Below are 23,948 nucleotides of genomic sequence, written 5' to 3'. Positions count from 1 at the left end.
TGTAGCTTCGTGAATGCGTCGGCGTTACTTGATCAGGCCTACTCCGCCAGCGCCTTCTCGATATCGGCCACCAGCACCGGATCATCCGGCTTCATGTTTGGGGAATACCGGCCGATGACCTCGCCCTTGCGGGAGATCAGGAACTTTTCGAAATTCCACAGCACGTCTTCCTGCCTTTCCGGTCCCTGACCGGTTTCGATCATGCGCTGACGGAAGGTTTCGGCGCCCTTCATGTCAGGGTGTTTCGTGGTCAGCGCGCGGTAGAGCGGATGGGCATCCTCGCCCTTCACCGAGACCTTGGCGAACATCGGGAAGGTCACGTCATAGTTGAGCTGGCAGAAGGCGGCGATCTCCTGATCGGAGCCGGGCTCCTGGTCCTTGAAATTGTTGGCGGGGAAGCCGAGGATTTCCAGACCCTGCTCGCGGCGGGCACGATAGAGTGCTTCGAGCCCCTCGTATTGAACGGTCAGACCGCATTTGGAGGCGGTATTCACCACCAGCAGCACCTTGCCGGCGTAATCGCCGAGCTGTGCCGTCGTACCATCGATGCGTTTCAAAGGAATATGCTGGATACCGGTCACGATTCTCGCTCCATTGGCTGAGTGACCAATATAGGAAGGCGGATCGGCGGGGTCGAGGGGTACGCGACATCCTTTGCCGGATGCCGCACAAGATTTGTCGTGAGCCTCAGGCTGCGATGGCGCCTGATCAGGGCGCGCAGGAAACTGGCGCCATCTGCGGCATGATCTTCTTTGCCGTGGCCATCAGTTGCGCCCTTTCCTCGGCGGTCAGGCCTTCCACCGTCTGGCGTTCGAGCTCGGCCCAGACGCGGGTGATCCGGTCGGTTATCTCGCGGCCCTTGCGTGTCAGGTGAACCTGCGAGATGCGGCCGTCGCTGGGACATTTCCGCCGTTCGATCAGGCCATCGCGTTCCAGCCTGGCGACCGATTTTGCCACGGTCGAATGGTCGAGGCCGATCGACTCGCAGAGCGTCTTTTGCGGCTTGCCGTCGCTTTCGGCGAGCTGCATCAGCAGGATTTCCTGGCCCGGAAACAGGCCGATATCGGCCAGCATGCTGGCAGCCTTCGCCCGGTGCGACCGGGCGAGGGCGAAGATGGCGAAGCTCACCGGGTAGTCCGTCTTGAGGCAGGCGCAGGGCGCAAGATTGAGGGACTCACAGATGTCTTCCATTTTCTACCATCGTTGTTTAGGCAACCGCCACGGCCGGGCTCTGTTGCAGGGTCGGATAATCTATATAACCTTTAGCACCGCCGGAGTAAAACGTCGACGCATCAGGCTCGTTGAGTTCGGCGCCGGCCTTGAGGCGCTCGACGAAATCAGGGTTTGCCAGGCCCCAGCGGCCGACAGGGACGATGTCGGCAAGGCCCATCTCCACATCCCAGGCGATGTCTTGCAGCGGCCGGTCGTAGCGCAGCACGAGCAGCTTCTGCGACCAGCGGGCTCTGACATCGGCAAGGAACGTATCGTTGCCGAAGTGGTGGATGTGGAGATAGACCAGACCCAGCTTGTTGAGTTCGCCGATCAGGTAGCGATAGAGATCCTCGCCTTCCGGACCATCTTCCAGGCCGCCGATGGCAAGGCCGGGCGACAGGCGGATGCCGGTGCGCTCGGGGCCGATTTCATCGACGATGGCGCGGGCCACTTCAAGCGCGAAGCGGGCGCGGTTTTCGATCGTGCCGCCATAGGCATCGGTGCGTATATTGGCGTTGGGGGCGAGGAACTGGTTGATCAGATAGCCGTTGGCGCCGTGGATTTCCACGCCGTCCAGGCCGGCATCGATCGCATTGCGGGCGGCCTGGCGGAAATCCTGAACCGTCTGCTTGATATCGTCGACAGTCATCTCGCGCGGCGCGGATGTCGTCTGCGGACCTGTCGGCGTGTACATCGGCTGATTGGCGCCGATTGCCGAAGGAGCGAGAAGATCGCGATGGTGCGGGGTGTTGTCGACATGGCCCATGCGGCCGGCATGCATGATCTGCATGAAGATATGGCCGCCTTCAGCATGGACGGCAGTGGCGACTTTCGTCCAGGCAGCAACCTGCTCCTGGCTATGGATACCGGGTGTCAGCATGTAGCCCTGGCCGTCTTCCGAGGGCTGGGTGCCTTCGGTGATCAACAGGCCAAGCGAGGCGCGCTGGGCGTAATAGGTGGGAACAAGGCCGGTGGGAGTGCCATCGGCATTGGCGCGGCTGCGGGTCATCGGGGCGAGTGCAAGGCGATGCGGCAAATTGATGTGACCGAGCGTGGTCGGGGTCCAAAGGGAATTCATGGCGAGCTCTCCGGGTATATGTGGTTGGCAACCGATATCTAGGAACGAGATGCGTGGTTGGCAACATGTATTGCGAAATTTTTTGATTTTTATTGGAGCGCGCTATTTGGGAACGTCAGGGAGAGGGCCGGTACCAGCATGTGGACGGCGAAACCAAGCCCGATCGCGAGCAGCGTGACGATGCCGAGCGGTATCGAAAAGCCGGGTGGTGCGATGGTTGCCGCGCTGATCATCCGGAAGATCGCGTTCGAAGCGAAGGCGGCGAGAACCGCGAGTGCCAGAATCTCCGCCGCGATGGCGCCACCCTGCAGTCGCAGCATGGAAAGAACAGCGACATCGACATCCGCCATTCCTGTGATGGCTGCCGTGATCGGCAGGCTCTCGGAGCCGAGGTACTTGGCCGAAAGTGCGCCGATCAGCGACATGGCCGCATAAATGACAGCTGAAATGGCGATGGTTTTTGGTTCGAGCGGATTACGGTCCGAATGCTCGGCAGCTTCGCTTTCCGGCGTCCGGGTGATCAGGAGCCAGCCCGAAAGCGCAAAGGTGGCTGCGGCGGCAAGTGCCGCCGGCAGCACGACCATCATGACCGCGGGCGCCACGAAGAGGGAATAGGCGAGCACCCGCAGGATCGACACCATGGCGGCGAGAGAGGCGGCACCCGCCCGGCGCCGTGGGCTGCCCTCAGTGCGGGCAAGCGACAGCGTCATGGCCGTCGAGGACACCAGCGATCCAGCCAGCGTGCTGTAGATCATGCCGCGCGAAGCTCCGGCGATGCGGGTGAGAATATAGCCGAGATAGGAGAAGGCACCGAGAAGAATGGTGAAGATCCAGATCTCGCGCGGATTGATCGCGCCCCAGGGATCGATCGGCTCGGACGGCAGCAGCGGCAGGACGACTGCTGTCATCACGGCCAGGATGAGCGCGGAGCGGACTTCGAGCCAGCTCAGTCGCTCAAGCAGGCCATGCAGCATTTCGCGGCTGGCAAGCACGGCAGCGAGCGCTGCACCGCCTGCCGCCGCCTCGGTGGGACGATCGGATACGGCGAGCGCCCCGAGCGCGAAGACCGCCAGCGCGACCACGACGCCGGTAACGCTGAAACTCTCATCGTCGACCGACTCCTGCCACTTGAACCAGGCGAAGACGGCGGCAAAACCAAGGAACCCGGCAGGCAGGATGAGGACATTCTGGGCCGCGGCACCAAGGGCCGCCATCACACCGCCCAGCAGGCCGGATATGCCAAAAGTACGGATGCCGGCCGTGCGACTGCCCGCTGGAGCCTCGCGTTCCCGCCAGCCGCGCTCCAGCCCCACCAGCAGGCCGATGGCGAGCGCGAGACCGAGATTGACGACGAGTGGCTCCATGCGATCGGATCTCCCTCAGGACAGACACCCTATGGGGCAGCAAGGTGCACGATCAGTCAAGGGGCCGCGCCCTTGCCGGTGGCGTGCGCGTGCGCTCTAGTTCGGCGACAGAACCACCACTTGTTCGCCTTCCGCGAAGGTGATTTTCGCCGATTTCGACGGATTGATCCGGACCGACCATGTGCCCGCGCCATTGCGCCTGCGATAGCCGATGGCGGTCTGGCCCTGCAGCATGGCTGCGATGGTGACGGTATAGAAATCGACCTCGACGCCGGCTTCGACATAGTCAGTCGCCGGCTTCAGATAGAGTTCCGAGCCGTCCTCGTCGAGCAGGCAGCCGAAGATGCGGGTAATATATTCGTTCTCCGCCGCCTGGGCGAGCATCAGGCTGACCAGCTTGTTGCTGACCACGAAGTCGTCGGCCTTGCTGACCTCGGCCAGTTCGCGGTTCCGGATATCGATCATTTCGCTGACCACGCTCGAATGCTTGCCCGCGCTTTCGGCGATCTGGCGCAGATGCAGAAGCGTCACCAGCGTGCGGGTGTCGGCGGGCTGCGGATCGAGGTCCTCGTTATAGCCGAGCACCAGCACGTGATCGTAGGAAATGGGATCGATCTCCCTGAGTTCAGCCCGCGAAGAGGAATCCCCCTCGCGGATATCGAGCGTAAGGTTGGTGCCGTTGAGCGCGATATGGCGCGCCTTGGCCTGGAGGTCCGGCGTGTCGGCGACGATGGTCAGCACCGAGCCGGGCGCGACGAAGCGCGAGAGCTCAGAGGCGATCATCGGCGCGCGGCGGTTCCAGCCGAGCAGCAATGTCCGCTCGGGCGCAATGCGCGGCTCTCCGGCCTTGCGGATCAGCGACCGGTCGATCGAGCCGGTGAAGGGCTTGTAGGTGATGGCGTCGTCGTCCTCGGCGACCAGGATCAGCCGTTCGCCCTTCTCGATCCTGTGCGCCTTGTCGGGGTTGAGATCGACCTGCCCCTCGATTGAGACGATGCCGATGACGGTGCTGGTCTCGTAGGACATCGCGGCCTCGGCGATCGACTTGCCCTCGAGCTTCGGCTCCTCGGTGGTGTAGATCTCGGAACCGTCGAAATCGAGGAGTTCGGTATAGACCGCACTCAGGCCCGGCTGGCGGCTGGAATGGACGACGATGCGGGAGATCAGGTCATCGGCCAGCACCAGCTGCGCCTCGCCACCGCCGACGATCTCGGCGAGTTCGGCATTGGCGGGGTCGCGGATTTCGGCGGCGATCCGGTATTTCCCGTCGCGGCGGCTCGGATTCTGGGTGAGCGCCAGGATCGTCTTGACGACGCTGGAATCCGGATCGGCTGCCTCCGGCGACAGGATCACGATCGACCGCGAGGCGTTGGGATTGACGATGGCGAGATCGTAGAGATCGGTCGGGTCGCCATGACGGCAGATAACCTTGGTGTTCTTGAGATCGGGCACCTTGGCGGCGATCTCCTCCTCCATTTCCACCTTGCCCTTGTCGCTCATGACGACGATGCGCGGCCGCCTGCGGCTTTCATTGGCGATGACGAGTTCGGAAATGACGTCGAAGATCGAGGGCGACCAGTTGAAGATGATCGTATGGTCTTTTTCCAGCACCTCGGAACGGCCCTTGCGCAACTGGTCGAGCTTGCTTTCGATGCCGGAGCTCAGCACGCCGATCAGGGTGGAGACGACGAAGATCCCCGCGAGCGTGACCAGCAGCATGACGCCGCGGAATATCCAGCCCGTGTCGCCGCCCATCGTGCCGGCGTCCAGCGTGCGCATCAGCGTTTCCCACGCAGCCTCGGCGAAGTTCAGGTTTTCTCCGCCCTCCTGCGCAATGCCGGTGATCGCGATGAGGGCGCCGAAGGCAAGGATGATCGCGAGCGAGATGATGCCCAGCCAGCCGATCAGCGCGCCGGTGCCGGCCGCCATGGTCTTGTCGAACCAGTACCGCAATTTGCTGGAAAGTTTGATCTTCTGCTTCACGTCCGTCCCCTCAAGTCCATCCGCTTCGTATAGACGCGTCCGGGGTCTGATTTATAGGGCGTGGGGAGTGCCGACGTGAAATAAATACATCACAGAGTTAATAGTGATCCATTTACCATATGCCGCGTTCCTCCCGCACGATCTCGTGGAGAAAATCGGCGACGATGCGGACGCGGAAGACTTTGGCGCCAGTTTCAGTGAATGGAAGGCAACGCTTCGGCATCCGACTCAAGCAATTTGACTTCGTTCAAATATGCTTCGATATCTTCGTGGCGAATTCGTTCGACAGCTTCATCTCGATTGATATCCGTCACGGTAAAGCCGTCCTCGGCTTCCGACAGCATGTACTGTTTGTTTCCGGCGCATAGGCTGAAAATGGGCGGCTGGCCGTCGCGATAGAGCGCGGGTGCCAAAAACGTCTTTTCTTCAAGATCGGGGTGATGTTTTCGAAGCAGCATATCGGCTGACACGGCAACAGCGTCGAGACCATCGTAGGCAAGTACCGCATCAATTGATCGCCGATCAGCGTATCCCAGCCTGCGGCGAAGCGGTGCGTCATAATTACTGCTGTAGAAATCGACTTCCTCACTTGAGAAAATCTCGGCTCCATCCTCGTGGCTGACACCAAGTCTTTCTCCGTTGGATGTCCGCAGCAACCAAAGCATGCTGGCTTTTCCGTCCGTCATTCGGGGTCTACCTCCCACTATCTCCAGAAATGTCTCGCGGCGAGATATGGACGCCACGGCCAAGGCGAGGCCGACGGTCGAGGAATCGCCAATGCGCTGCTCAAATCGAGAAATTCGCCGCCTTATCTGGCGCGGTATCCTCAGTGGATTGACCATGACCTGTGCGTCGCGGATGGCTTGAAGCTTCTCGTCTTCCACTATTCGTAGATTGTCCCAACCCAGCAGCCAACGTGCGGCGACATCATGCATGCGGTAGGTTTGATCAAGCTGGTACAATCGATCATCGAGCTGATCCAAATAGGCTTCAGGATCGTGATCGAATTCACCACCCTCGAACGGCTGTCCCTCTTGAAAGCCGTTGGCGTTCAACCAGGTCTCAAGTTCCAGCAATATAGATAGATAACCGGTGGCTCCCATGGCAGAAAAGCCGCCCTTCGCTTGTCGGATGGCGCCGCCCAGTTTGTCCTGGGCGTTGTCGATGAACTGCAAATGCCCGCCGTTCATGACCTCGCCGTAATATTCATTCATGCCAGACAGCTGCATGACCTTGCTGGGAAGCTCCTCCGGTTCGTAATAGCCTCGGCCCAGCATCGCGTCAGCGTAGTCCAACACGGAGAGCACCGTATCAAAGCTGTCGGCGCTGCCGTCGGCAAGCGAGGCGGGGATAAAAACAAGTTGTGTCGATGCAGGCATTGCGGCGTCTCGCTCAGGGGTTGAGAGACAGATTTTGTCATTCAACTGCGTGCGGCGCAAGTTACTGCTGTCACGCACTTCAAACGAAAATCATAGAAACACCCCCTTTTCCTCCCGCACGATCTCGTGCAGGAAATCGGCGACGATGCGGACGCGGGCGAGGTCGCGGGCGCTTTCGTGGAAGATCGTCCAGTAGGTACGCTGGATCGATGTTTCCGCCATGACGCGGACGAGATCCGGATACTGCCGGGCGATATAATTGTGCAGGATGCCGATGCCGGCGCTGGCGCGGACTGCCTCGGTCTGGCCGGTGGCGGATGAGATCTCGAAGCCGGCGTCCCAGTTGCGCATCACCTCGCCGGTGAAGTTCAGCGATTGCGAGAAGATCAGGTCCTCGACATAGGCGATCCGGCGGTGGGCTTTCAGCGCTTCGGCATCTTCAGGTGCGCCATGGGCCTCGACATAGTCGCGAGAGGCGTAGAGGCCGAGCGTATAGTCGGTGAGCTTCGAGGAGACGAGGCGGCCCTGCTCCGGCCGTTCGAGCGTGATCGCGATATCGGCCTCGCGGCTGGAAAGCGAGAAGGCGCGCGGCACCGGCACGAGCTGGATGCGGAGTTCCGGATGCCGCTCGATCAGCCGGCCCATGCGCGGCGCGAGGAACGAGACGCCGAAGCCATCCGGCGCGCCGATCCGCACGGTGCCGGCAATCGCGGTATCGGTACGGCCGAGGCTCGATTGCGCCGCGAGCATCTCGGTTTCCATCCGCTCGGCCGAAGCGAGGAACATCTCGCCCTGGGCGGTGAGTTCGCAGCCATTGGTGCGGCGGATGAAGAGGCGGGTTTTCAGGGCCTCTTCCAGCGCGGTGAGGCGGCGGGAGAGGGTCGCGTGGTTGACCCCCAGCCGTTTTGAGGCGGCGAGGATCTGGCCCGAGCGGGCCACGGCGAGGAAGATGCGGATGTCGTCCCAGTTCATGGGTGGCGCTCGCTGAGTTTGGAAAAGAAGACCCCGCCCCGAAACCCCTCCCCACAAGGGGGAGGGGCCAACCTGTGGCAATGCTCCCGTTCGCATCGAGCGTACCGACAAGGAGCAACGTTGCTTGGGGCACTGCGGGCGCGGCACGTTAAGCCCCTCCCCCTTGTGGGGAGGGGTTTGGGGCGGGGTCTTTGAGATGAATTGGGGCGGCGTTGGTTCGTGCGCATCACTTCCCCCGCATCATGACCGGCTCGACATCCACCAGCCTGAGTGACTTCACCATGCCAGCCGTACCCGTCTTGTACTTGATAAAATGCGGCGTCAGCAGATGCGCCTCATATGCCGCCCTGTCGGCATAGACCTCCAGTATCCTGACCTGCTCCGGCCGTTCCTTCTCCGCCACGGCATGCAGCATCAACACCCCGGACTCCCTCTCGACCGATGCCTCGATCTCTTCCGCGAGCAACGCGCGATAGGCCTCCAACTGCTCCGGATCGATCTCCAGTTCCGCGATTCTGACGATCTTGCCATCCATGACAGACACAATCCTTACTTCAATCCACGCACAACGGATGCTTATTCCATTCCATTGCTTTGTGCAAATTGAAGCGTAAACTCCGCGCCATAACGATCAAGGAGGATCCCATGTATCAGATCGGGCATTTCATCGGCGGCAAACAGGTTGCCGGCACATCGGGCCGCAAGGCCAATGTCTTCAACCCCGCGACCGGCGAAATCCAGGCCGAGGTGGCGCTGGCAAGCGACGCCGAACTCGATGCCGCCGTGCAGAATGCCAAGGCAGCGCAGCCAAAATGGGCAGCGACCAACCCGCAGCGCCGCGCCCGCGTGTTCATGAAGTTCGTGGCACTGCTCAACGACAACATGGACGAACTGGCCGAAATGCTGTCGCGTGAACACGGCAAGACGATCGAGGACGCCAAGGGCGACGTGATCCGCGGCCTGGAAGTCTGCGAATTCGTCACCGGCGCCCCACACCTCACCAAGAGCGAATTCACCGAAGGCGCCGGCCCCAATATCGATATGTATTCGATCCGCCAGGCCGTCGGCATCGGCGCCGGCATCACCCCGTTCAACTTCCCCGGCATGATCCCGATGTGGATGTTCGCCCCTGCTATTGCCTGCGGCAATGCCTTCATCCTCAAGCCGTCCGAGCGCGATCCGTCGCTGCCGATCCGCCTTGCCGAACTGATGATCGAGGCAGGCCTCCCGGCCGGCATCCTCAATGTCGTCAACGGTGACAAGGGCGCGGTCGATGCGATCCTGACCCATCCCGATATCGCCGCCGTCTCCTTCGTCGGCTCGACCCCGATCGCCCGCTACGTCTATGGCACGGCTGCGATGAACGGCAAGCGCGCCCAGTGCTTCGGCGGTGCCAAGAACCACATGATCATCATGCCCGATGCCGACCTCGACCAGGCCGCGCAGGCCCTGATCGGCGCCGGCTACGGTTCGGCCGGCGAGCGCTGCATGGCGATCTCGGTGGCCGTCCCCGTCGGCGAGGACACCGCCAACCGCCTGATCGACAAGCTGACCCCGATGGTGGAATCGCTGCGCATCGGTCCCTATACCGACGACAAGGCCGACATGGGTCCGGTCGTGACCAGGGAGGCCAAGCAACGCATTCTCGGCCTGATCGACAAGGGCGTCGAGGAAGGCGCCAAGCTCGTCGTCGACGGCCGCGATTTCAAGCTCCAGGGCTATGAAAACGGCAATTTCGTCGGCGGCTGCCTGTTCGACCATGTCACGCCTGATATGGACATCTACAAACAGGAAATCTTCGGGCCGGTGCTCTCGGTCGTCCGCGCCAAGAACTACGAGGACGCGCTCGAACTGCCGATGAAGCATGAATATGGCAACGGCGTCGCGATCTACACCCGCGACGGCGACGCCGCCCGCGATTTCGCATCCCGCATCAACATCGGCATGGTCGGCATCAACGTTCCGATCCCGGTGCCGCTCGCCTACCACTCGTTCGGCGGCTGGAAATCCTCGTCCTTCGGCGACCTCAACCAGCACGGTACGGACTCGTTCAAGTTCTGGACCCGCACCAAGACGGTGACGAGCCGCTGGCCCTCGGGCATCAAGGATGGTGCCGAGTTCTCGATCCCGACGATGAAGTAAGCGATCGGAAGATCGAAGCTATCAAATATGGAAGCCGGCGGGGATATCTTCGCCGGCTTTTTGCATTTCAAAGAAAGACCCCTCCCCACAAGGGGGAGGGGCCAGACTGCTGACAAACCCGTCGATATTTTCGGCGGGTTTTGTTGTTTTTGGATGGCGCGGTTTTTGGGTTGGGTTTTGTCGGCTGCGATGAGGGGTTTGCCCCGCTCATGCGGGTCTTGGGGATGGCTTTGGGGCCATTGCCATGGCGATTTTCTTGATGTTCTGGGCGCAAGCGGCCAGCAGGCACTGGCAGGTGACGCGGACCAGACCTCGGAAGCGCGCGTAGCGATGGCCGTGAAGCTGCTTGGCATCGGCAAAGGAGCGCTCGACCGTCTCCTTTCGTCGCTTGTAGATCGCCTTGCCCTTCGGGGTCAGGCGGTGGGCGTCGGTTCGCTCGCGGGCGTCGGCCCAGACATGGCGGGTGATGGTGCGGATCGCCTTGGCATTGGATGTGCAGGAGGCAAGCAGCGGACACGTTTGGCAGATGGCTGGATCGGAGGTGTAATGCCGGTAGCCGTTGCGGTCGGTGGTGGCAAAGGTCAGTAACTGTCCCTCGGGACAACGATAGCCGTCGGTCTCCGGCTCAAAGGCATATTTCGACTTGCGCATCATGCCCGGCTTGGGCGGCGTCGGGTTGCGATAGCCGGTGATGCCGGTGATCTCGCGATCTTCCAAGCCCTTGGCGATGCCTGCCGCCGCATAGCCCGCATCCAGGCCCACCGCCTGGACGTCGAAGTCGAAGCGCTGACGCTGCCGGTCGAGCCGGGAAAGATAGACGATGCTGTCATGGACATTGGCCGGCGTGGTGTAAGTGTCGGTGATGATGGCGAATTTGCCATCGACCGTGCGGTGGTCGAGATAGAAGAAGCCCTTCGGCTTGCCATCCCGCACCATGTAGCCGCTCTCCGGGTCGGCGCGAGACACCTTGGTTTCCTTCACCTCCGGCTCACGTTCCTTCTCCTTCAGCGGCGACTTGCCATGGGCGATGCGATCCGCGTCGATGGCAAGGTCTAGGTCGTCCCAATAATCAGCGCGCGACTTGGCGACCATCGCAAGATCATATTTGCCCTTGTTGGCATTGGCTTTGAGATGCGTGCTATCGGTGTAGAGAACCCGGCCATCGACCAGGCCGTGACCGATCGCCTGCTCGACGATCGCATCGAAGATATCCTGGGCCACCGACGCATCCTGATAGCGCCGCCTGCGGTTCTGCGACAGCGTCGAGGCATCGAACACCGGATCGGTCAACCTCAGCCGCAGGAACCAGCGATAGGCGACATTGACTTCGATCTCGCGCACCAGTTGGCGCTCGGAACGCACGCCATAGAGATAGCCGATGAACAGGGCCTTGAACATCAAGGTCGGATCGAGCGGCGGGCGGCCGTTGTCGGGGCAGTAGAGCCCCGCAACGCGATCGTGAATGAAAGAAAAGTCGATCACCGCATCGATCTTGCGAAGCAGGTGATCTGCGGGAACCAAACTCTCGAGACTGACCATCTCAAGCGCGGTCTGCTGGGGCGCTGGTTTCTTCAACATGTCCCAGTGAATCACAAACCCCCAGAAATCACCAGGGGTTTGTCATCAGTCTGACCCCTCCCCACAAGGGGGAGGGGCTTAACCCGTGGCACGACTTCGCCAACGTCTATACGTTCAGCGAACTGCGATGCGCGAAGCGGGTAGGGGCGGTGTGGCAAGTTGGCCCCTCCCCCTTGTGGGGAGGGGTTTCGGGGCGGGGTCTTTACTGAAACCGCCCGGCGGCCATCGTTCCGTCCATCGAAACGGGCTACGAACTCACCGGCCCATCCGCCTTCTTCCATGCGTCGATACCGCCCTCGATGTGGCAGGCGCTTTTCAGGCCGGCGTCCTGCGCGGCCTGGACAGCCATTGCCGAGCGTTCGCCGAAGGCGCAATAGAAGACGATCCGTTTGCCCGTGGCGGCGGCAAGTTCCTGCAGGATGCCGCCTGCGCCGAGGCTTTCCACGAGGTCGGGATAGGGCACATGTAGCGAGCCCGATATGATGCCGTGCCGTTCGCGCTCGCTTTTCTCGCGGAGGTCGACGATGGCGACATCGGGGCGGCCCTGCAGCGCGCGCGCGACCGTCGGCGACACCGCCCAACCCTTGCGGGCGACCTCGTCCTGGTGAAGGCCGACGCGCATATTGGCGGGCACTGCGACGTCCATCATCTTCGGGTTGGGCAGGTTGAGGTTGTTCATCAGGTCGACATATTCGTCGATCGACTTCACGCGCAGTCGCGGATTGTAGCGCTTCTCCTCGCCGATCGTCGATACGGTGTCGCCCTTGTAGTCATGGGCGGGATAGAGCAGCGTGTCGTCGGGCAGGCGCAGGAGCTTGTTGAAGATCGAATCGTACTGCGCCCGCGGATCGCCGTTCTGGAAATCCGTACGGCCGGTGCCGCGGATGAGCAGCGTATCGCCCGTAAAGACGCGGCCGCCCATGACGAAGGAGTAGGAATCGTCGGTGTGTCCCGGCGTGTAGAGCACGTCGAGGCTGAGGCCTTCGATCGCGACGCGATCGCCTTCGGCGACCCGCATGGCGACGACATCGGCCTTGGTCTGCTCGCCCATCACGGTGATGCAATGGGTCTGGTCGCGCAGTGCGCCCAGACCGGTGATGTGATCGGCATGAAGATGGGTATCGACCGCCTTGACCAGCTTGAGGTCCAGCTCTCGCACGAGCTGGAGGTAGCGGTCGACCTTTTCGAGCACCGGATCGATGATCAGGGCCTCACCGCCGGGCCTGCTGGCGATGAGGTAGGTGTATGTTCCCGAAGCGCTATCAAAAAGCTGTCGAAACAACATGATTCACTCCATCGATCTGCTCGTATGTCCATCCCGACGTCTGCCCTAAAGCGGCTGCGGCACGATCCGGATATAGGGCTTGGGTTCCTTCCAGCCTTCGGGATAAAGCTGTTTGGCCTCGTCGTTGGTGACCGAGCCGGCGATGATGACGTCGTCGCCCGGCTGCCAGTTGACCGGCGTGGCAAGGCGATGCTTGGCCGTGAGCTGGAGGGAGTCGATCACCCTGAGCACTTCATCGAAGTTGCGGCCGGTGGTCATCGGGTAGGAGATCAGGAGCTTGATCTTCTTGTCCGGCCCGATGACATAGACGTTGCGGACGGTCTGGTTGTCGGCAGCCGTCCGGCCCTCCGAACTGTCGCCGGCGGCGGCCGGGAGCATGTCATAGAGCTTGGAGACGGCAAGCGTGGGATCGCCGATCATCGGGAAGTTCGGCGCATAGCCCTGCGTTTCGGCGATGTCGGCCGCCCAGCCCGCGTGCCTGTCCACCGGATCGACCGACAGACCGATGATCTTGACATTCCGCTTGTCGAATTCCGGCTTCAGCCGCGCCATGTAGCCCAGTTCCGTGGTGCAGACGGGCGTGAAATCCTTGGGGTGCGAGAACAGGACGCCCCAGGATGTGCCCAGCCATTCGTGGAACGAGATTGATCCCTGGGTGGTGTCCGCCGTGAAGTCGGGTGCAATATCGTTGATTCTGAGTGACATGATCGATCTTCTCCCTGTTCGAAATCATGATGTTGGTGCGCGGCGATTGTGCTTCCCGCTTGCACTGCCCCGAGGAAGCCCTACAGCCAGTGGCGGGCAGTCTTCGTCGGTTGGATCTTTTTCAGAGCGTGGTAAGAGGGTGTTTGCACAACTCCGGGCGTCCAAGTAACGGCGGCAACAACGTCCGCGCTCCATGAGTGATCGTGCGGCAGTTATTGTCAAGCTCTTCGCACGCTCGACACTATAGCATCTGCCACAGGCGGGCAATCGAGGTCGTGCACCGGATGAGGAATTGCTCCGTCGCCGGTTACCTTCGAAATCGAGCGTTCATGCCACCGCCCGCAGGCCCGCTCTCAACGCCGACACCTCGGTATCTCCGAGCCGCTCGTCGATCTCAGCATGGGTGCCGACCCAGATCGGCATTGCTGCGTTGAGCGTGCTCATGCCGGCATCCGTGAGCCTGATCCGCCGGCTGCGGCGATCCCTGATGTCGGTCAGGAGCTCAACGAGCCCCCGACGCTCCAGCGGCTTGAGGTTCGCCGTCAGCGTCGTGCGATCCATGGCAAGCAGTGATGCGACGGCGCCCATCGGGGGCGGTTCGGGCCTGTTGAGCGACATCAGCAGCGAGAACTGGCCGCTGGTAATGCCGGCGGGCTTCAGCGCCTCGTCGAATCGCCGGGCAAGCGAGCGTGCGGCACGCTGGGCGGCGAGGCAGAGGCAATGGTCCCTGACATGGAGCGTGGTTTCGAAAGGGACGGGCGCGTGATTTGACATGGGTTAATTATGTTGATATCAACCCAAATGTCAACAGAATGCCTTTTTAGGAGCCGACGCTTCCCAATGGGGGGAATACCAGAGAGGAGAAAGTCATGACCTACGTTTCAGGATTTGTCTGCGCCGTGCCGGCGACCAACCGGCAGGCCTATATCGACTCGGCCAGGGCCGGCGAGCCGCTGTTTCGCGAATTTGGCGCCGCGCGCCAGGTCGAGGCATGGGATGATGACGTGCCGAAAGGCGAACGCACGGATTTCCGCCGTGCGGTGAAGGCGACGCCGGAGGAAAAGATCGTGTTTTCCTGGCACGAATATGCCTCGAAATCCGCCGCCGACGATGCCACCAAGAAGATCATGTCCGATCCGCGCATGGAAGAACTCGGCAAGGACATGCCGTTCGACGGCCAGCGCATGATCTGGGGCGGGTTCGATGGAATTCTCGAGAAGGGCCGGCGTGGAAAGGCCGGCTATATCGACGGTTCGCTGGTTCCGACGCCCAAGGACAGCAAGGACGCCTACCTGTCCTACGCCAATACCGTCGCCGATATCTTGACTGAACACGGCGCGACGCGGATCGTCGATGCGTGGAGCGACAATATTCCCGACGGAAAGGTCACGGACTTCCGCCGCTCGGTGAATGCCGGTGCCGACGAGGCCGTGGTCTTCTCCTGGGTCGAGTGGCCTTCCAAGGCCGTGCGCGATGCCGCCTGGCAGAAGATATTCACCGATCCGCGCATGCACCAGGGCAACCCGCCACAGGACGAGTCGCGCCGGGTCAGCGGAGGCTTCGTGCCTGTCATGGATGCGTGAAGGCGGGACCGCCACCTGTTTTCCGCATCGAGGGAAGGGTCGAGCCAAAGCTCGGCCCTTTTTCGTTGTCACCCTCTCAATGCCGCCATGTCGATGTGATGGGGCGCCTGATACGTCTTCCACAGAGAAACACATACGCCGTGCGGAAGCAGGTCGAACGCGGCCTTGCCCGTCCTGCAACTTTGTGGTGAGTATGCGGTCAAGGCGCCGACGCGCCGGTCTGAGGAAGCGTGCATGGTCATGGATGTAGCCGTCGTGGACGGCGCCGAGAGAGATCGCATACGCCGCGAGGAACAGGCCGCGGCGCTGTTCACCGAGCAACGCCGCCTCGAAGAAACGCACGTGCTGCATCGGGCCGAATTCCATGGCAATGCGCGCGAATATTTCGGCATCTGGGTCGTCAACACGCTTTTCACGCTTCTGACCCTGGGTCTGTATGCGCCCTGGGCCAAGGTGCGGCGCAACCGATATTTCCACGCCAACACCACGCTCGGTGGTTTTGCCTTCGACTATCACGCGACCGGCGGGCAGTTGCTCAAGGGCTGGCTCCTCGTGGCGGCCTACCTGATCGGCTACAATCTGATCGTCGATACCTATCCGCTCGCCTCGCTTGGCGTGCTCGCCGTGGTGCTGGGCATCTTCCCCTGGCTCGTCGAGCGCGCGCTGCGCTTCAAGGCCAAGGTGACGAGCTACCGCAACCTGCGCTTCCACTTCCATGGCAAGCTGAGCAAGGCCTATATCAGCGTGCTCCTGGGCGGCCTGCTCGGCCTCTTCTCTATCGGACTGCTCGCGCCGATCTTCAGCAAGATCTACTATCGCTACATGTTTGACGGCGTGAGCTATGGCGGGCGGCGGTTCGACACGACGGGCAGGATCTGGACGATCTACAAGACAATCTGGCTGCCGGCGATCGTGCTGGTCGTCGGATTACTGCCGACGAGCTATCTCATCGGCTATGCAATGCTGCATGAATACCAGGTGATGCCCACCGAGGTCATGCGTTCGGAATGGTGGCGGGCGATCTTCCACGCGATTTTCAGCTATATCGCGATCATTCCCTTCCTGCTCGCCTACTACCTGATGCTGATCATCTATCGCACCGGCGTGCGCAATGTCATGTGGAGCGCCGCGACCTTCGACGGCAGGCACCGGCTGGTCAGCGATATCCCGCGCATGCGCTATGCATGGATCCTGATCTCGAACACTGTCGTGACGATCTTGAGCCTCGGCCTACTCAGGCCCTGGGCGGCGGTGCGTGAACGGCGATTCCTCGTCGCGTTCACGGGGATATGGATCACCGGAGATATGGAGGAACTTCAGGCTGAACTCGAAACCTCGGGCAGCGCCTTCGGCTCGGAATTCATGGATTCGGATGGGTTTGATTTGGGGTTCTAGAACGTCGAGATCGCCCTTGAGCCACGGCCGTCCGCCAGCATCATTGAAAGCTTTATCTCCACGGCGCCGTAAAAATCTATGAAGTCGTCGGGGAATTGGCCAGCCAGGCTCGGGTCACACCGAAACTCATTAATGAATCTGCCCGGGCGGTCTTCATCATAGGTAACGAGCCAAGCGGCTTTTCCGTAGAGTATTTCTTTCCTGAAGAACTGAGGCATCGGCCATTTCGCTCGTTCAAACAGCGCTGCCGCTCCAAGGATCGGCCATTCGCCGGACTTCAAGCCATGGTTCGCAAACTTGGTAACGTAGATCGCATCTGCCACGCTGAGCGACTCAACTTCGGCCAATGATGGAACGACCGGAAACGCGCGATCAAAGAAGTATCCAAAGATGAACGTCCCGCCATATTTTGCGGCGCGGGCGACGATACCGATCCCATATCCCTCGGAGCGCAATGGCACGGCGAAGAGATCGCCCTCCTTATACGGAACCCTTGCCATTGAAATCGCTATCCCCTCAGCGCCGCCACCAACCCGACCGTCGAACTGTCCAACCCCTCGGTGCCCTTGCTTCCCTGAACCACCGGCAACAGCCCCGTCGCCAGTTCCTTGCCGAGTTCCACGCCCCACTGATCGAAGCTGTTGATGCCGAAGAGCACGCCCTCGACGAAGACGCGGTGCTCGTAGAGCGCGATCAGGCGGCCGAGTGCGAACGGCGTCAGCTTGTCGTGCACGAAGGTGATCGACGGGCGGTTGCCCGAGAAATAGCGGTGCGGCGCGATCGTGTCGGCCTGGGCCGCATCCCAACCCTGGGCGAGCAGTTGCGCCTTGGCTTCGGCCACCGTGCGGCCCTTGAGCAGCGCCTGGCTTTGCGCCACGCAGTTCGACATCAGCAGTTCATGCTGGTAGCGCAGGTCGGGCTCGAAGCCTTCCTTGGCGATCATGAATTCGACCGGGATGATATCGGTGCCCTGGTGCAGCAGCTGGAAGAAGGCGTGCTGGCCATTGGTGCCGGGCTCGCCCCAGACGACAGGGCCGGAAGACCCTTTCACCGGCGAGCCGTCCATCACCACGCCCTTGCCGTTCGATTCCATGTCGAGCTGCTGGAGATAGGCTGGGAAGCGCGACAGCCGCTGGTCGTAGGGGATCACCGCGCGCGACGTATAGCCCAGCACATTGCGCTGGTAGAAGCCGATCAGGCCGAGCAGCATCGGAATGTTCTTGTTCAGCGGCGCCGAGCGGAAATGGTTGTCCATGGCATGCGCGCCATCGAGGAATTTGTCGAAATTCTCCGGTCCCACGGCGAGCATCAGCGGCAGGCCGATGGCTGACCAGATGGAGTAGCGGCCGCCGACCCAATCCCAGAAGCCGAAGACGCGGATCGGGTCGATGCCGAAGGCATTGACCTTTTCGAGCGCCGTCGAGACGGCGGCGAAATGATGCATCACCGCGTCTTCGCCGAGCGCATCGACGATGAAGCGCCGCGCCGTCTGGGCATTGGTCATCGTCTCGATCGTGGTGAAGGTCTTCGATGCGATGATGAAGAGGGTGGTCTCGGGTGCGACCAGTTTCAGCGTATCCGATATATGCGCGGGATCGATGTTGGAGACATAATGCAGGCGCGGGCCGTCGTGATAAGGCGCCAGCGCCAGCGTCGTCATCGCCGGCCCGAGGTCGGAGCCGCCGATGCCGATATTGACGACATCGGTGATCTTCTTGCCGGTCGCGCCTTTGAGGCGGCCGTCGCGGATGTGGTCGGCGAACTTGACCATGGCGATCAGCACGGCGTTGACCTCAGGCATCACATCCTTGCCATCGACCATCACGGGTGTGTTCGCGCGATTGCGGAGCGCGGTGTGCAGCACGGCGCGCTTTTCGGTGATATTGATGATCTCGCCCTTGAACATCGCCTCGCGCTTGGCAGCAACGCCGGCTTCGGCGGCGAGCTGTTCGAGCAGGCCGAGGATCGTGTCGTTGACCGCTGTCTTGGAGTAATCGAACAGCAGATCCTCGAACCAGGCATGGTATTTTTCGAAGCGCTGGGGGTCGGCCGCGAAGGCCTCGCGGATCTCGGTGGCTTTGGCGGAAAGAGCGGCTTCCTTGAGCTGTTCGACGATCGCGGGCATGGCGTTTCTCCTTCGTGGATGCGGCGGGACGCTACTCATTTCGATGGGTTGGAACAAGGGCGTTCGAAGGCAAGGATTGGAGAAAATCACACCCCCCTCTGTCCTGCCGGACATCTCCCCCTCAAGGGGGAGATTGGCTAGAGGTGGGATCGTCGTCATACAGAAAAGTTGCTGGCTGGCTCGACGAAGCTAGAAGAGCGGAGGCGGTGCGTCTATCCAATCTCCCCCCTTGAGGGGGAGATGTCCGGCAGGACACAGGGGGGTGAAGCCACGAATGACGACGCCTACCCCCTGAGTTCCTTCCGCAAAATCTTCCCCACATTGGTCTTCGGCAAACTATCCCGGAACTCCACCAGATGCGGCCGCTTGTAGTTGGTCAGGCCCTGGGCGCAGAATTCCTTGATCGCCTCGGCGGTCAGGGCCGGATCCTTGCGGACGATGAAGAGCTTGACCGCTTCGCCGGTCCGTTCGTCGGGCACGCCGATGGCCGCCGCCTCCAGCACGCCGGGATGGGTGGCGGCGACTTCCTCGACCTCGTTGGGATAGACGTTGAAGCCGGAGACCAGGATCATGTCCTTCTTGCGGTCGACGATCTTGATGAAGCCGCGGTCGTCCATGAAGCCCATGTCGCCGGAGCGGAAATAGCCGTCCGGCGTCATGACGCTTGCAGTTTCCTCCGGCCGGTTCCAGTAGCCGGCCATGACCTGCGGACCCCGGATGCAGATCTCGCCGACCTGGCCGAGCGGCACGGTCCTGCCGTCATCGTCGCGGATATCGAACTCGGTGGAGGGAATCGGCAGGCCGATCGTGCCGGAGAAGACGGTAGAGCCCGGCGGATTGACGGCGGCGACGGGCGAGGTCTCCGAGAGGCCGTAACCCTCGAGGATGACATTGCCGGTCGCAGCCTCCCATTTGTCGGCGACAGCGCGCTGGCAGGCCATGCCGCCCGCGACCGTGAGCATCAGGGCCGAGAAGTCGAGCTTCTTGAAATCCTCGTTATTTGCCAGCGCGTTGAACAGGGTGTTGAGGCCGGGGAAGAAATTGACCTTGTACTTGCCGAGTTCCTTGACGAAGCCGGGAATGTCGCGCGGATTGGGGATCAGCAGGTTGGCGGCGCCCTCGCTCATGCCCATCACCATGTTCACGGTCAGCGCGAAGATATGGTAGAGCGGCAGCGGGCAGACATAGAGGATATTCGACGTGTCGGCGCCCTGCATCTTGTAGGCGGCGGTCAGCCAGATCTGGCTTTGCGCGGCGTTCGACAGGACATTGCGGTTGGTGAGCACCGCGCCCTTGGAAACGCCCGTCGTGCCGCCGGTATATTGCAGGAAGGCCACGTCATCGAGGCCGAGGTCCAGCCGCTTGAAATCGCCGGTGCTCGCCATGAGTGATTTGAACGGAACATGTCCCGGCAGCGACCATTCGGGCACTAGTTTTTTGACCGTCCGGACGACGAAATTGACGATATGGCCCTTGAGGCCCAGCATGTCGCCCATCGTGCCGACGACCACCGTCTTCAGTTGGGTCTTGGTGATCACCTGCTGCACCGTACGAGCGAAGTTCTCCAGCACGAATATGCCCGTCGCGCCCGAATCCTTGAGCTGGTATTCGAGTTCGCGCGGCGTGTAGAGGGGGTTCACGTTGACGACCGTCAGCCCGGCCTGCAGGATGCCCATGGTCACCACGGGATATTGCAGCACGTTGGGCAGCATGACGGCGATGCGGTCGCCTTTCACATGGCCACGCGCCTGCAGCCATGCCGCGACTTTCGCCGACTCACGGTCGAGCTCGGCATAGGTCATGGTCTTGCCCATGCAGATGAATGCGGTCTTGGACGCGAACTTCCTGCAGCTCTCCTCGAAGAGACCGGCCACGGATGTGTGTTCGAGCGGCGCGATCTCGGCCGGAATGCCTGCCGGATACGATTTGAGCCAGAGCCTTCCGGCGAGCCGGTCTTCCGTTGCGGGGGTTGCGCCCGTCATGCTTTTCTCCTCCACGTCACCGGGCGGCTCCCCAACCGCGCCGTTCCATTCAAGATGGGCAATGTCACCTGATCCTGCAAGGGAAATCGGCGGCCATCAACATTTTACGTAAACGTCAATTTAATGTCGTTGCATGGCATGCTGGACCGGCACGCCGCAGCATGGGATAGACGAAAATCGGGATTCAAAACGGTGGACGCAAATGCGCTTTGCAACAGCATCGGCAAAGGGCAAGGACAGGCACGGCCGGGCAGTGAAGCCGGCGGCGACGCTGTTTTCTGGTGACGAAGGTGCCGCCGCACAGGCGGTTTTCGTCTCGCATGCGGTGCCCGATCCCTCCTACCTCGCCCTGTCGAGCCTGCACAAGGTGCTCTATGTGGCCTCCGAAAACAGCGCGGAAGGCCGGATCAGTGCGCTCAGGCTCGATGCCGATGGCCTCACTTTGCTTGGCAGCGTCGGGACCGGCGGCCATGCGGCCGTGCATCTCACCATCGACCAGACCGGGCGCTGGCTCGCGGTGGCGAATTATCGCGGCGAGGCGAAGGGCCAGGACCTCTCGGTCGCCCTATTTCCGGTTCAGGTCGATGGCATGCTCGGCGATATGGCGGCATCGGCCCGGCACGATGGCCGCGGCCCCGACCCGGATCGGCAGGCGACGCCGCACACCCATTGTGTGGCGTTCAGCCCGGATAACAGGCTGCTGGCGGCAGTCGATCTCGGCACCGATGGCCTGTGGCTTTATCATTTCAATGCCGCGTCTGGTGCCCTTGGTTTCGCCTCGCAGATCAAATTGCCGGCCGGTTCCGGGCCGCGCCATTGCGCGTTCCATCCCACGGAGCCGCTCATCTATGTCTGTACCGAACTCGATTCGACCCTGGTGACCCTGCGCTACGATCCGGCGGCGGGCACGGCTGATATCGTGGATTCGGATGCGGCCACCAATGTGCCCGGCAAGGGCGCGGTCAGCAGGCTGGGAACGAAGCAGGCCAACTATCCCTCGGGGCTGGTGATCGCGCCTGACGGGCGCTACCTGATGATGGGCAACCGTGGCCCCGACACGATCGCGATCTTCTGGATCGATCCGGAAACCGGCATGGCGCGCTATCTTGAGGAAGTGCCCTGCGGCGGCAGGTTTCCGCGCGCGATCCGGCTCGACAGCACTGGCCGCGTTCTGGCGGTCGCGAACAACAAATCGGGTAATGTCACGCTGTTCTCGCGCGACTTCGAGAGCGGCAAACTCACTGCTCTGCCGCATGGCGATTTCGAATTGCCCGCGGCCATGGACGCTATCTTTCTCGATTGAGCGAAATATTTTTCCGAGAGTGTCGGGAGCGAAAGAGTTCAAGCGTCGTTCGGGCAGGGAATGCGATCCCTTGAGGTTCAAACAGGAGAAATTCGATGCAAGTGATGGTTATCGTAAAGGCGACGAAGGACAGCGAAGCGGGCATCATGCCCTCGACGGAACTGCTGGAAGCCATGGGCAAGTACAACGAGGAACTGGTCAATGCCGGCATCATGAAGGACGGCGCAGGCCTCCATCCCTCGTCGCGCGGCAAACGCATCGCCTTCGACGGCGCCAGCCGCCTCGTGATCGACGGCCCCTTCGCCGAAACCAAGGAACTGATCGCAGGCTTCTGGATCTGGCAGGTCAAGGACATGGACGAGGCGGTCGAATGGGCCAAGCGCTGCCCCAATCCGATGCCTGGCCCGAGTGAACTCGAAATCCGCCAGGTATTCGAGATGGCCGATTTCGGCGAGGCGATGACGCCGGAGCTTGTCGAACAGGAAGATCGGATGCGTGAGAAGCTCGCCAATCAGTAAAGTTGCCACTTACCGTGGCCCACTGAAGCGGGGTGAGGGGCGCTGGGCGCACGTCGGTGCCACGATCTCAATGCGGGCGAAAGCCGAGGCCGAGTCACAAGTCCCTTCTCCCCGCGAGCGGCAGGGCTATTGCGTATGGAACGCGTCGGTCGCCGCAGGCGCCCGCTTCTCCCCTTGGGGAGAAGTGCCGAGCGCATGCGAGGCGATGAGGGGTTCCCAGCCGCATCGAAGGCGCTTCGCGCAACCCCTCATCCGGCCTTCGGCCACCTTCTCCCCAAGGGGAGAAGCGGGAGCAAGCCGCTTGCCCCGCCCACAGTTCCATATGCAATAGCCCTGCCGCGAGCGGGGGGAAGATGCCGGCAGGCAGATGAGGGGCTTTAGTAACCCGCGTCCCGCGACACCAGATTCTCCAGGGACTGGCCCGCCTCGAATCGCTCGATCTGCCGTTCGACATGGGCAAACAGCGCCCGGATATCGGAATCGGCTGCCGAATGCGGCGTCATCTCGACATTGTCCATCGTCCAGAACGGCGAATTCGATGGAAGCGGCTCGGTCTCGAAGACATCGAGCGACGCGCCCTTCAGAACGCCGGTCTGCAGCGCCTTGAGGAGATCGGCCTCGACCTGGCTGCCGCCGCGGCCGGCATTGATGAAGACAGGTGCACCAAGCGCACCACCCCGGCGAAGTTTCGAGAACAGGCCGGCATTGAAGATGCCGCGCGTCTCATCGGTCAGCGGCAGCAGGCCGACGAGGATGTCTGTCTTGCCGAGGAACGCGTCGAGTTCCGAACCGGCGAAGGTTTCGACGCCCTGAATGTCCTTCTTGCTCTTCGACCAGCCGACGACATTGAAGCCCATGATCTTGAGCTTGCGTGCCGCGTCGGTGCCAAGCACGCCCATGCCCATGATGCCGACCGTGAGTTCGGAGGCCTCCGGCTGGGTGAGCGGCGCCCAGACCTTCTTGGCGCGCTGGCGTTCGTAAGTGACATGCTGGCGCAGATGCAGCAGGCACTGCATGACGATCCACTCGCTCATCCGGGTCGTCAGCGTGTGGTCGACGAAACGGACCAGCGGCAGATCGGGAAGGCCCGGCAGTTGCAGGACATGATCGACACCGGCACCGCCGGAGAACAGCACCTTGAGATCCTTGGCGCGCAGGAAGAGGTCGTCGAGCGGCTTCCACAGCACGGCATAATCGACGCCCGAGAGATCACGGTCGCGGCTCGACGGATCGGCGCGGTTGATCACCTCGCGGCCGGGAAAGGCGTTCTTCAGGCCTTCGCGGACCTGCTCGGGATGAAAGCGGAGATCGACGATGACGGGACTCTTGGCGGACATGGCAAAC

The 23,948-nt window shown here is 61.7% G+C and carries 21 protein-coding genes; 5 read left to right on the top strand and 16 right to left on the bottom strand.

Going from position 1 to position 23,948, the window contains the following annotated elements; translation table 11 throughout:
- Positions 1-38 precede the first annotated feature (38 nt).
- The 8 genes from ACSQ26_RS20620 to ACSQ26_RS20585 all read right to left on the bottom strand — a co-directional run bounded on the left by ACSQ26_RS20620 (position 39) and on the right by ACSQ26_RS20585 (position 8,523).
- The gene (locus tag ACSQ26_RS20620; RefSeq protein ID WP_436012164.1) at positions 39-581 is read right to left on the bottom strand and encodes a glutathione peroxidase; all 543 of its coding nucleotides are present in this window, start codon (positions 579-581) and stop codon (positions 39-41) included.
- Positions 582-708: 127 nt separating this feature from the next.
- On the bottom strand, positions 709-1,191 hold the full coding sequence (locus ACSQ26_RS20615; protein ID WP_436012162.1) for a MarR family winged helix-turn-helix transcriptional regulator: 483 nt from the start codon (positions 1,189-1,191) through the stop codon (positions 709-711).
- Between the two features lie 16 nt (positions 1,192-1,207).
- Positions 1,208-2,290 carry an alkene reductase gene (locus ACSQ26_RS20610; protein WP_436012160.1) on the bottom strand — a complete coding sequence of 361 codons (1,083 nt, stop codon included), beginning with the start codon at positions 2,288-2,290 and terminating at the stop codon, positions 1,208-1,210.
- Between the two features lie 89 nt (positions 2,291-2,379).
- Positions 2,380-3,654: an MgtC/SapB family protein gene (locus ACSQ26_RS20605; RefSeq protein ID WP_436012158.1), complete on the bottom strand. Its 1,275-nt coding sequence runs from the start codon at positions 3,652-3,654 to the stop codon at positions 2,380-2,382.
- A gap of 96 nt (positions 3,655-3,750) precedes the next feature.
- Entirely contained in the window at positions 3,751-5,637 is a 1,887-nt protein-coding gene (locus tag ACSQ26_RS20600) for a CASTOR/POLLUX-related putative ion channel (protein WP_436012156.1), read from the bottom strand.
- A gap of 194 nt (positions 5,638-5,831) precedes the next feature.
- On the bottom strand, positions 5,832-7,016 hold the full coding sequence (locus ACSQ26_RS20595) for a DMP19 family protein (protein WP_436012154.1): 1,185 nt from the start codon (positions 7,014-7,016) through the stop codon (positions 5,832-5,834).
- 90 nt (positions 7,017-7,106) lie between these two features.
- Positions 7,107-7,988, bottom strand: a complete 882-nt coding sequence (locus ACSQ26_RS20590) for a LysR family transcriptional regulator (RefSeq protein WP_436012152.1) — start codon at positions 7,986-7,988, stop codon at positions 7,107-7,109.
- A 226-nt stretch (positions 7,989-8,214) separates the two neighbouring features.
- Positions 8,215-8,523, bottom strand: coding sequence for a putative quinol monooxygenase (locus ACSQ26_RS20585; protein WP_436012150.1), 309 nt, complete (start codon positions 8,521-8,523; stop codon positions 8,215-8,217).
- A gap of 110 nt (positions 8,524-8,633) precedes the next feature.
- Between ACSQ26_RS20585 and ACSQ26_RS20580 the strand changes: the two genes are divergently transcribed.
- Entirely contained in the window at positions 8,634-10,130 is a 1,497-nt protein-coding gene (locus ACSQ26_RS20580) for a CoA-acylating methylmalonate-semialdehyde dehydrogenase (protein ID WP_436012148.1), read from the top strand.
- 207 nt (positions 10,131-10,337) lie between these two features.
- On the opposite strand, the gene ACSQ26_RS20575 is transcribed toward ACSQ26_RS20580, so the two are convergent.
- The 4 genes from ACSQ26_RS20575 to ACSQ26_RS20560 all read right to left on the bottom strand — a co-directional run bounded on the left by ACSQ26_RS20575 (position 10,338) and on the right by ACSQ26_RS20560 (position 14,472).
- Positions 10,338-11,708, bottom strand: a complete 1,371-nt coding sequence (locus ACSQ26_RS20575; protein ID WP_436010012.1) for an IS1182 family transposase — start codon at positions 11,706-11,708, stop codon at positions 10,338-10,340.
- A 247-nt stretch (positions 11,709-11,955) separates the two neighbouring features.
- Complete coding sequence (locus tag ACSQ26_RS20570; RefSeq protein WP_436012146.1) at positions 11,956-12,993, bottom strand: MBL fold metallo-hydrolase; 1,038 nt, start codon at positions 12,991-12,993, stop codon at positions 11,956-11,958.
- A 45-nt stretch (positions 12,994-13,038) separates the two neighbouring features.
- Positions 13,039-13,698, bottom strand: coding sequence for a peroxiredoxin (locus ACSQ26_RS20565; RefSeq protein ID WP_436012144.1), 660 nt, complete (start codon positions 13,696-13,698; stop codon positions 13,039-13,041).
- A gap of 327 nt (positions 13,699-14,025) precedes the next feature.
- Positions 14,026-14,472 (bottom strand): MarR family winged helix-turn-helix transcriptional regulator, encoded by a 447-nt coding sequence (locus ACSQ26_RS20560; protein ID WP_436012142.1) that lies wholly within the window; start codon positions 14,470-14,472, stop codon positions 14,026-14,028.
- 95 nt (positions 14,473-14,567) lie between these two features.
- Between ACSQ26_RS20560 and ACSQ26_RS20555 the strand changes: the two genes are divergently transcribed.
- Together ACSQ26_RS20555 and ACSQ26_RS20550 are read left to right on the top strand one after the other, a co-directional pair.
- Positions 14,568-15,281, top strand: coding sequence for a DUF1428 domain-containing protein (locus ACSQ26_RS20555; RefSeq protein WP_436012140.1), 714 nt, complete (start codon positions 14,568-14,570; stop codon positions 15,279-15,281).
- 234 nt (positions 15,282-15,515) lie between these two features.
- A complete protein-coding gene (locus ACSQ26_RS20550; protein WP_436012138.1) occupies positions 15,516-16,676 on the top strand; it encodes a YjgN family protein in 1,161 nt (386 codons plus the stop codon).
- Here ACSQ26_RS20550 and ACSQ26_RS20545 read toward each other — a convergent pair.
- The 3 genes from ACSQ26_RS20545 to ACSQ26_RS20535 form a co-directional block, all read right to left on the bottom strand.
- A complete protein-coding gene (locus ACSQ26_RS20545) occupies positions 16,673-17,176 on the bottom strand; it encodes an Imm26 family immunity protein (RefSeq protein ID WP_436012136.1) in 504 nt (167 codons plus the stop codon). The two genes, ACSQ26_RS20550 and ACSQ26_RS20545, sit on opposite strands and share 4 nt — an antisense overlap.
- An 8-nt stretch (positions 17,177-17,184) precedes the next feature.
- Positions 17,185-18,801 (bottom strand): glucose-6-phosphate isomerase, encoded by a 1,617-nt coding sequence (gene pgi, locus ACSQ26_RS20540; protein WP_436012134.1) that lies wholly within the window; start codon positions 18,799-18,801, stop codon positions 17,185-17,187.
- A 284-nt stretch (positions 18,802-19,085) separates the two neighbouring features.
- A complete protein-coding gene (locus ACSQ26_RS20535) occupies positions 19,086-20,783 on the bottom strand; it encodes a long-chain-fatty-acid--CoA ligase (RefSeq protein ID WP_436012132.1) in 1,698 nt (565 codons plus the stop codon).
- Positions 20,784-20,985: 202 nt separating this feature from the next.
- Here ACSQ26_RS20535 and ACSQ26_RS20530 point away from each other — a divergent pair, with 202 nt between their 5' ends.
- Both ACSQ26_RS20530 and ACSQ26_RS20525 read left to right on the top strand, forming a co-directional pair.
- Positions 20,986-22,086: a lactonase family protein gene (locus ACSQ26_RS20530; protein WP_436012131.1), complete on the top strand. Its 1,101-nt coding sequence runs from the start codon at positions 20,986-20,988 to the stop codon at positions 22,084-22,086.
- Positions 22,087-22,181: 95 nt separating this feature from the next.
- Positions 22,182-22,604 (top strand): YciI family protein, encoded by a 423-nt coding sequence (locus ACSQ26_RS20525; protein ID WP_436012129.1) that lies wholly within the window; start codon positions 22,182-22,184, stop codon positions 22,602-22,604.
- A 377-nt stretch (positions 22,605-22,981) separates the two neighbouring features.
- Here ACSQ26_RS20525 and ACSQ26_RS20520 read toward each other — a convergent pair whose 3' ends face one another.
- Positions 22,982-23,941, bottom strand: a complete 960-nt coding sequence (locus ACSQ26_RS20520; RefSeq protein WP_436012127.1) for a 2-hydroxyacid dehydrogenase — start codon at positions 23,939-23,941, stop codon at positions 22,982-22,984.
- Positions 23,942-23,948: the final 7 nt, after the last annotated feature.

Source organism: Rhizobium sp. LjRoot254, from assembly GCF_964254105.1.
In the GTDB taxonomy this organism is placed as follows: Bacteria; Pseudomonadota; Alphaproteobacteria; order Rhizobiales; family Rhizobiaceae; genus Rhizobium_E.
Note: the sequence above shows the minus strand (reverse complement) of the source record. Positions and strands in the feature narration are given on the sequence as shown.

Coding starts and splice junctions, on each gene's coding strand:
- ACSQ26_RS20615 (WP_436012162.1), bottom strand. CDS start 1,191: ATGGAAGACATCTGTGAGTCCCTCAATCTTGCGCCCTGCGCCTGCCTC.
- ACSQ26_RS20610 (WP_436012160.1), bottom strand. CDS start 2,290: ATGAATTCCCTTTGGACCCCGACCACGCTCGGTCACATCAATTTGCCG.
- ACSQ26_RS20605 (WP_436012158.1), bottom strand. CDS start 3,654: ATGGAGCCACTCGTCGTCAATCTCGGTCTCGCGCTCGCCATCGGCCTG.
- ACSQ26_RS20595 (WP_436012154.1), bottom strand. CDS start 7,016: ATGCCTGCATCGACACAACTTGTTTTTATCCCCGCCTCGCTTGCCGAC.
- ACSQ26_RS20590 (WP_436012152.1), bottom strand. CDS start 7,988: ATGAACTGGGACGACATCCGCATCTTCCTCGCCGTGGCCCGCTCGGGC.
- ACSQ26_RS20585 (WP_436012150.1), bottom strand. CDS start 8,523: ATGGATGGCAAGATCGTCAGAATCGCGGAACTGGAGATCGATCCGGAG.
- ACSQ26_RS20580 (WP_436012148.1), top strand. CDS start 8,634: ATGTATCAGATCGGGCATTTCATCGGCGGCAAACAGGTTGCCGGCACA.
- ACSQ26_RS20575 (WP_436010012.1), bottom strand. CDS start 11,708: ATGTTGAAGAAACCAGCGCCCCAGCAGACCGCGCTTGAGATGGTCAGT.
- ACSQ26_RS20570 (WP_436012146.1), bottom strand. CDS start 12,993: ATGTTGTTTCGACAGCTTTTTGATAGCGCTTCGGGAACATACACCTAC.
- ACSQ26_RS20565 (WP_436012144.1), bottom strand. CDS start 13,698: ATGTCACTCAGAATCAACGATATTGCACCCGACTTCACGGCGGACACC.
- ACSQ26_RS20560 (WP_436012142.1), bottom strand. CDS start 14,472: ATGTCAAATCACGCGCCCGTCCCTTTCGAAACCACGCTCCATGTCAGG.
- ACSQ26_RS20555 (WP_436012140.1), top strand. CDS start 14,568: ATGACCTACGTTTCAGGATTTGTCTGCGCCGTGCCGGCGACCAACCGG.
- ACSQ26_RS20550 (WP_436012138.1), top strand. CDS start 15,516: ATGGTCATGGATGTAGCCGTCGTGGACGGCGCCGAGAGAGATCGCATA.
- ACSQ26_RS20545 (WP_436012136.1), bottom strand. CDS start 17,176: ATGGCAAGGGTTCCGTATAAGGAGGGCGATCTCTTCGCCGTGCCATTG.
- pgi (WP_436012134.1), bottom strand. CDS start 18,801: ATGCCCGCGATCGTCGAACAGCTCAAGGAAGCCGCTCTTTCCGCCAAA.
- ACSQ26_RS20535 (WP_436012132.1), bottom strand. CDS start 20,783: ATGACGGGCGCAACCCCCGCAACGGAAGACCGGCTCGCCGGAAGGCTC.
- ACSQ26_RS20530 (WP_436012131.1), top strand. CDS start 20,986: ATGCGCTTTGCAACAGCATCGGCAAAGGGCAAGGACAGGCACGGCCGG.
- ACSQ26_RS20525 (WP_436012129.1), top strand. CDS start 22,182: ATGCAAGTGATGGTTATCGTAAAGGCGACGAAGGACAGCGAAGCGGGC.
- ACSQ26_RS20520 (WP_436012127.1), bottom strand. CDS start 23,941: ATGTCCGCCAAGAGTCCCGTCATCGTCGATCTCCGCTTTCATCCCGAG.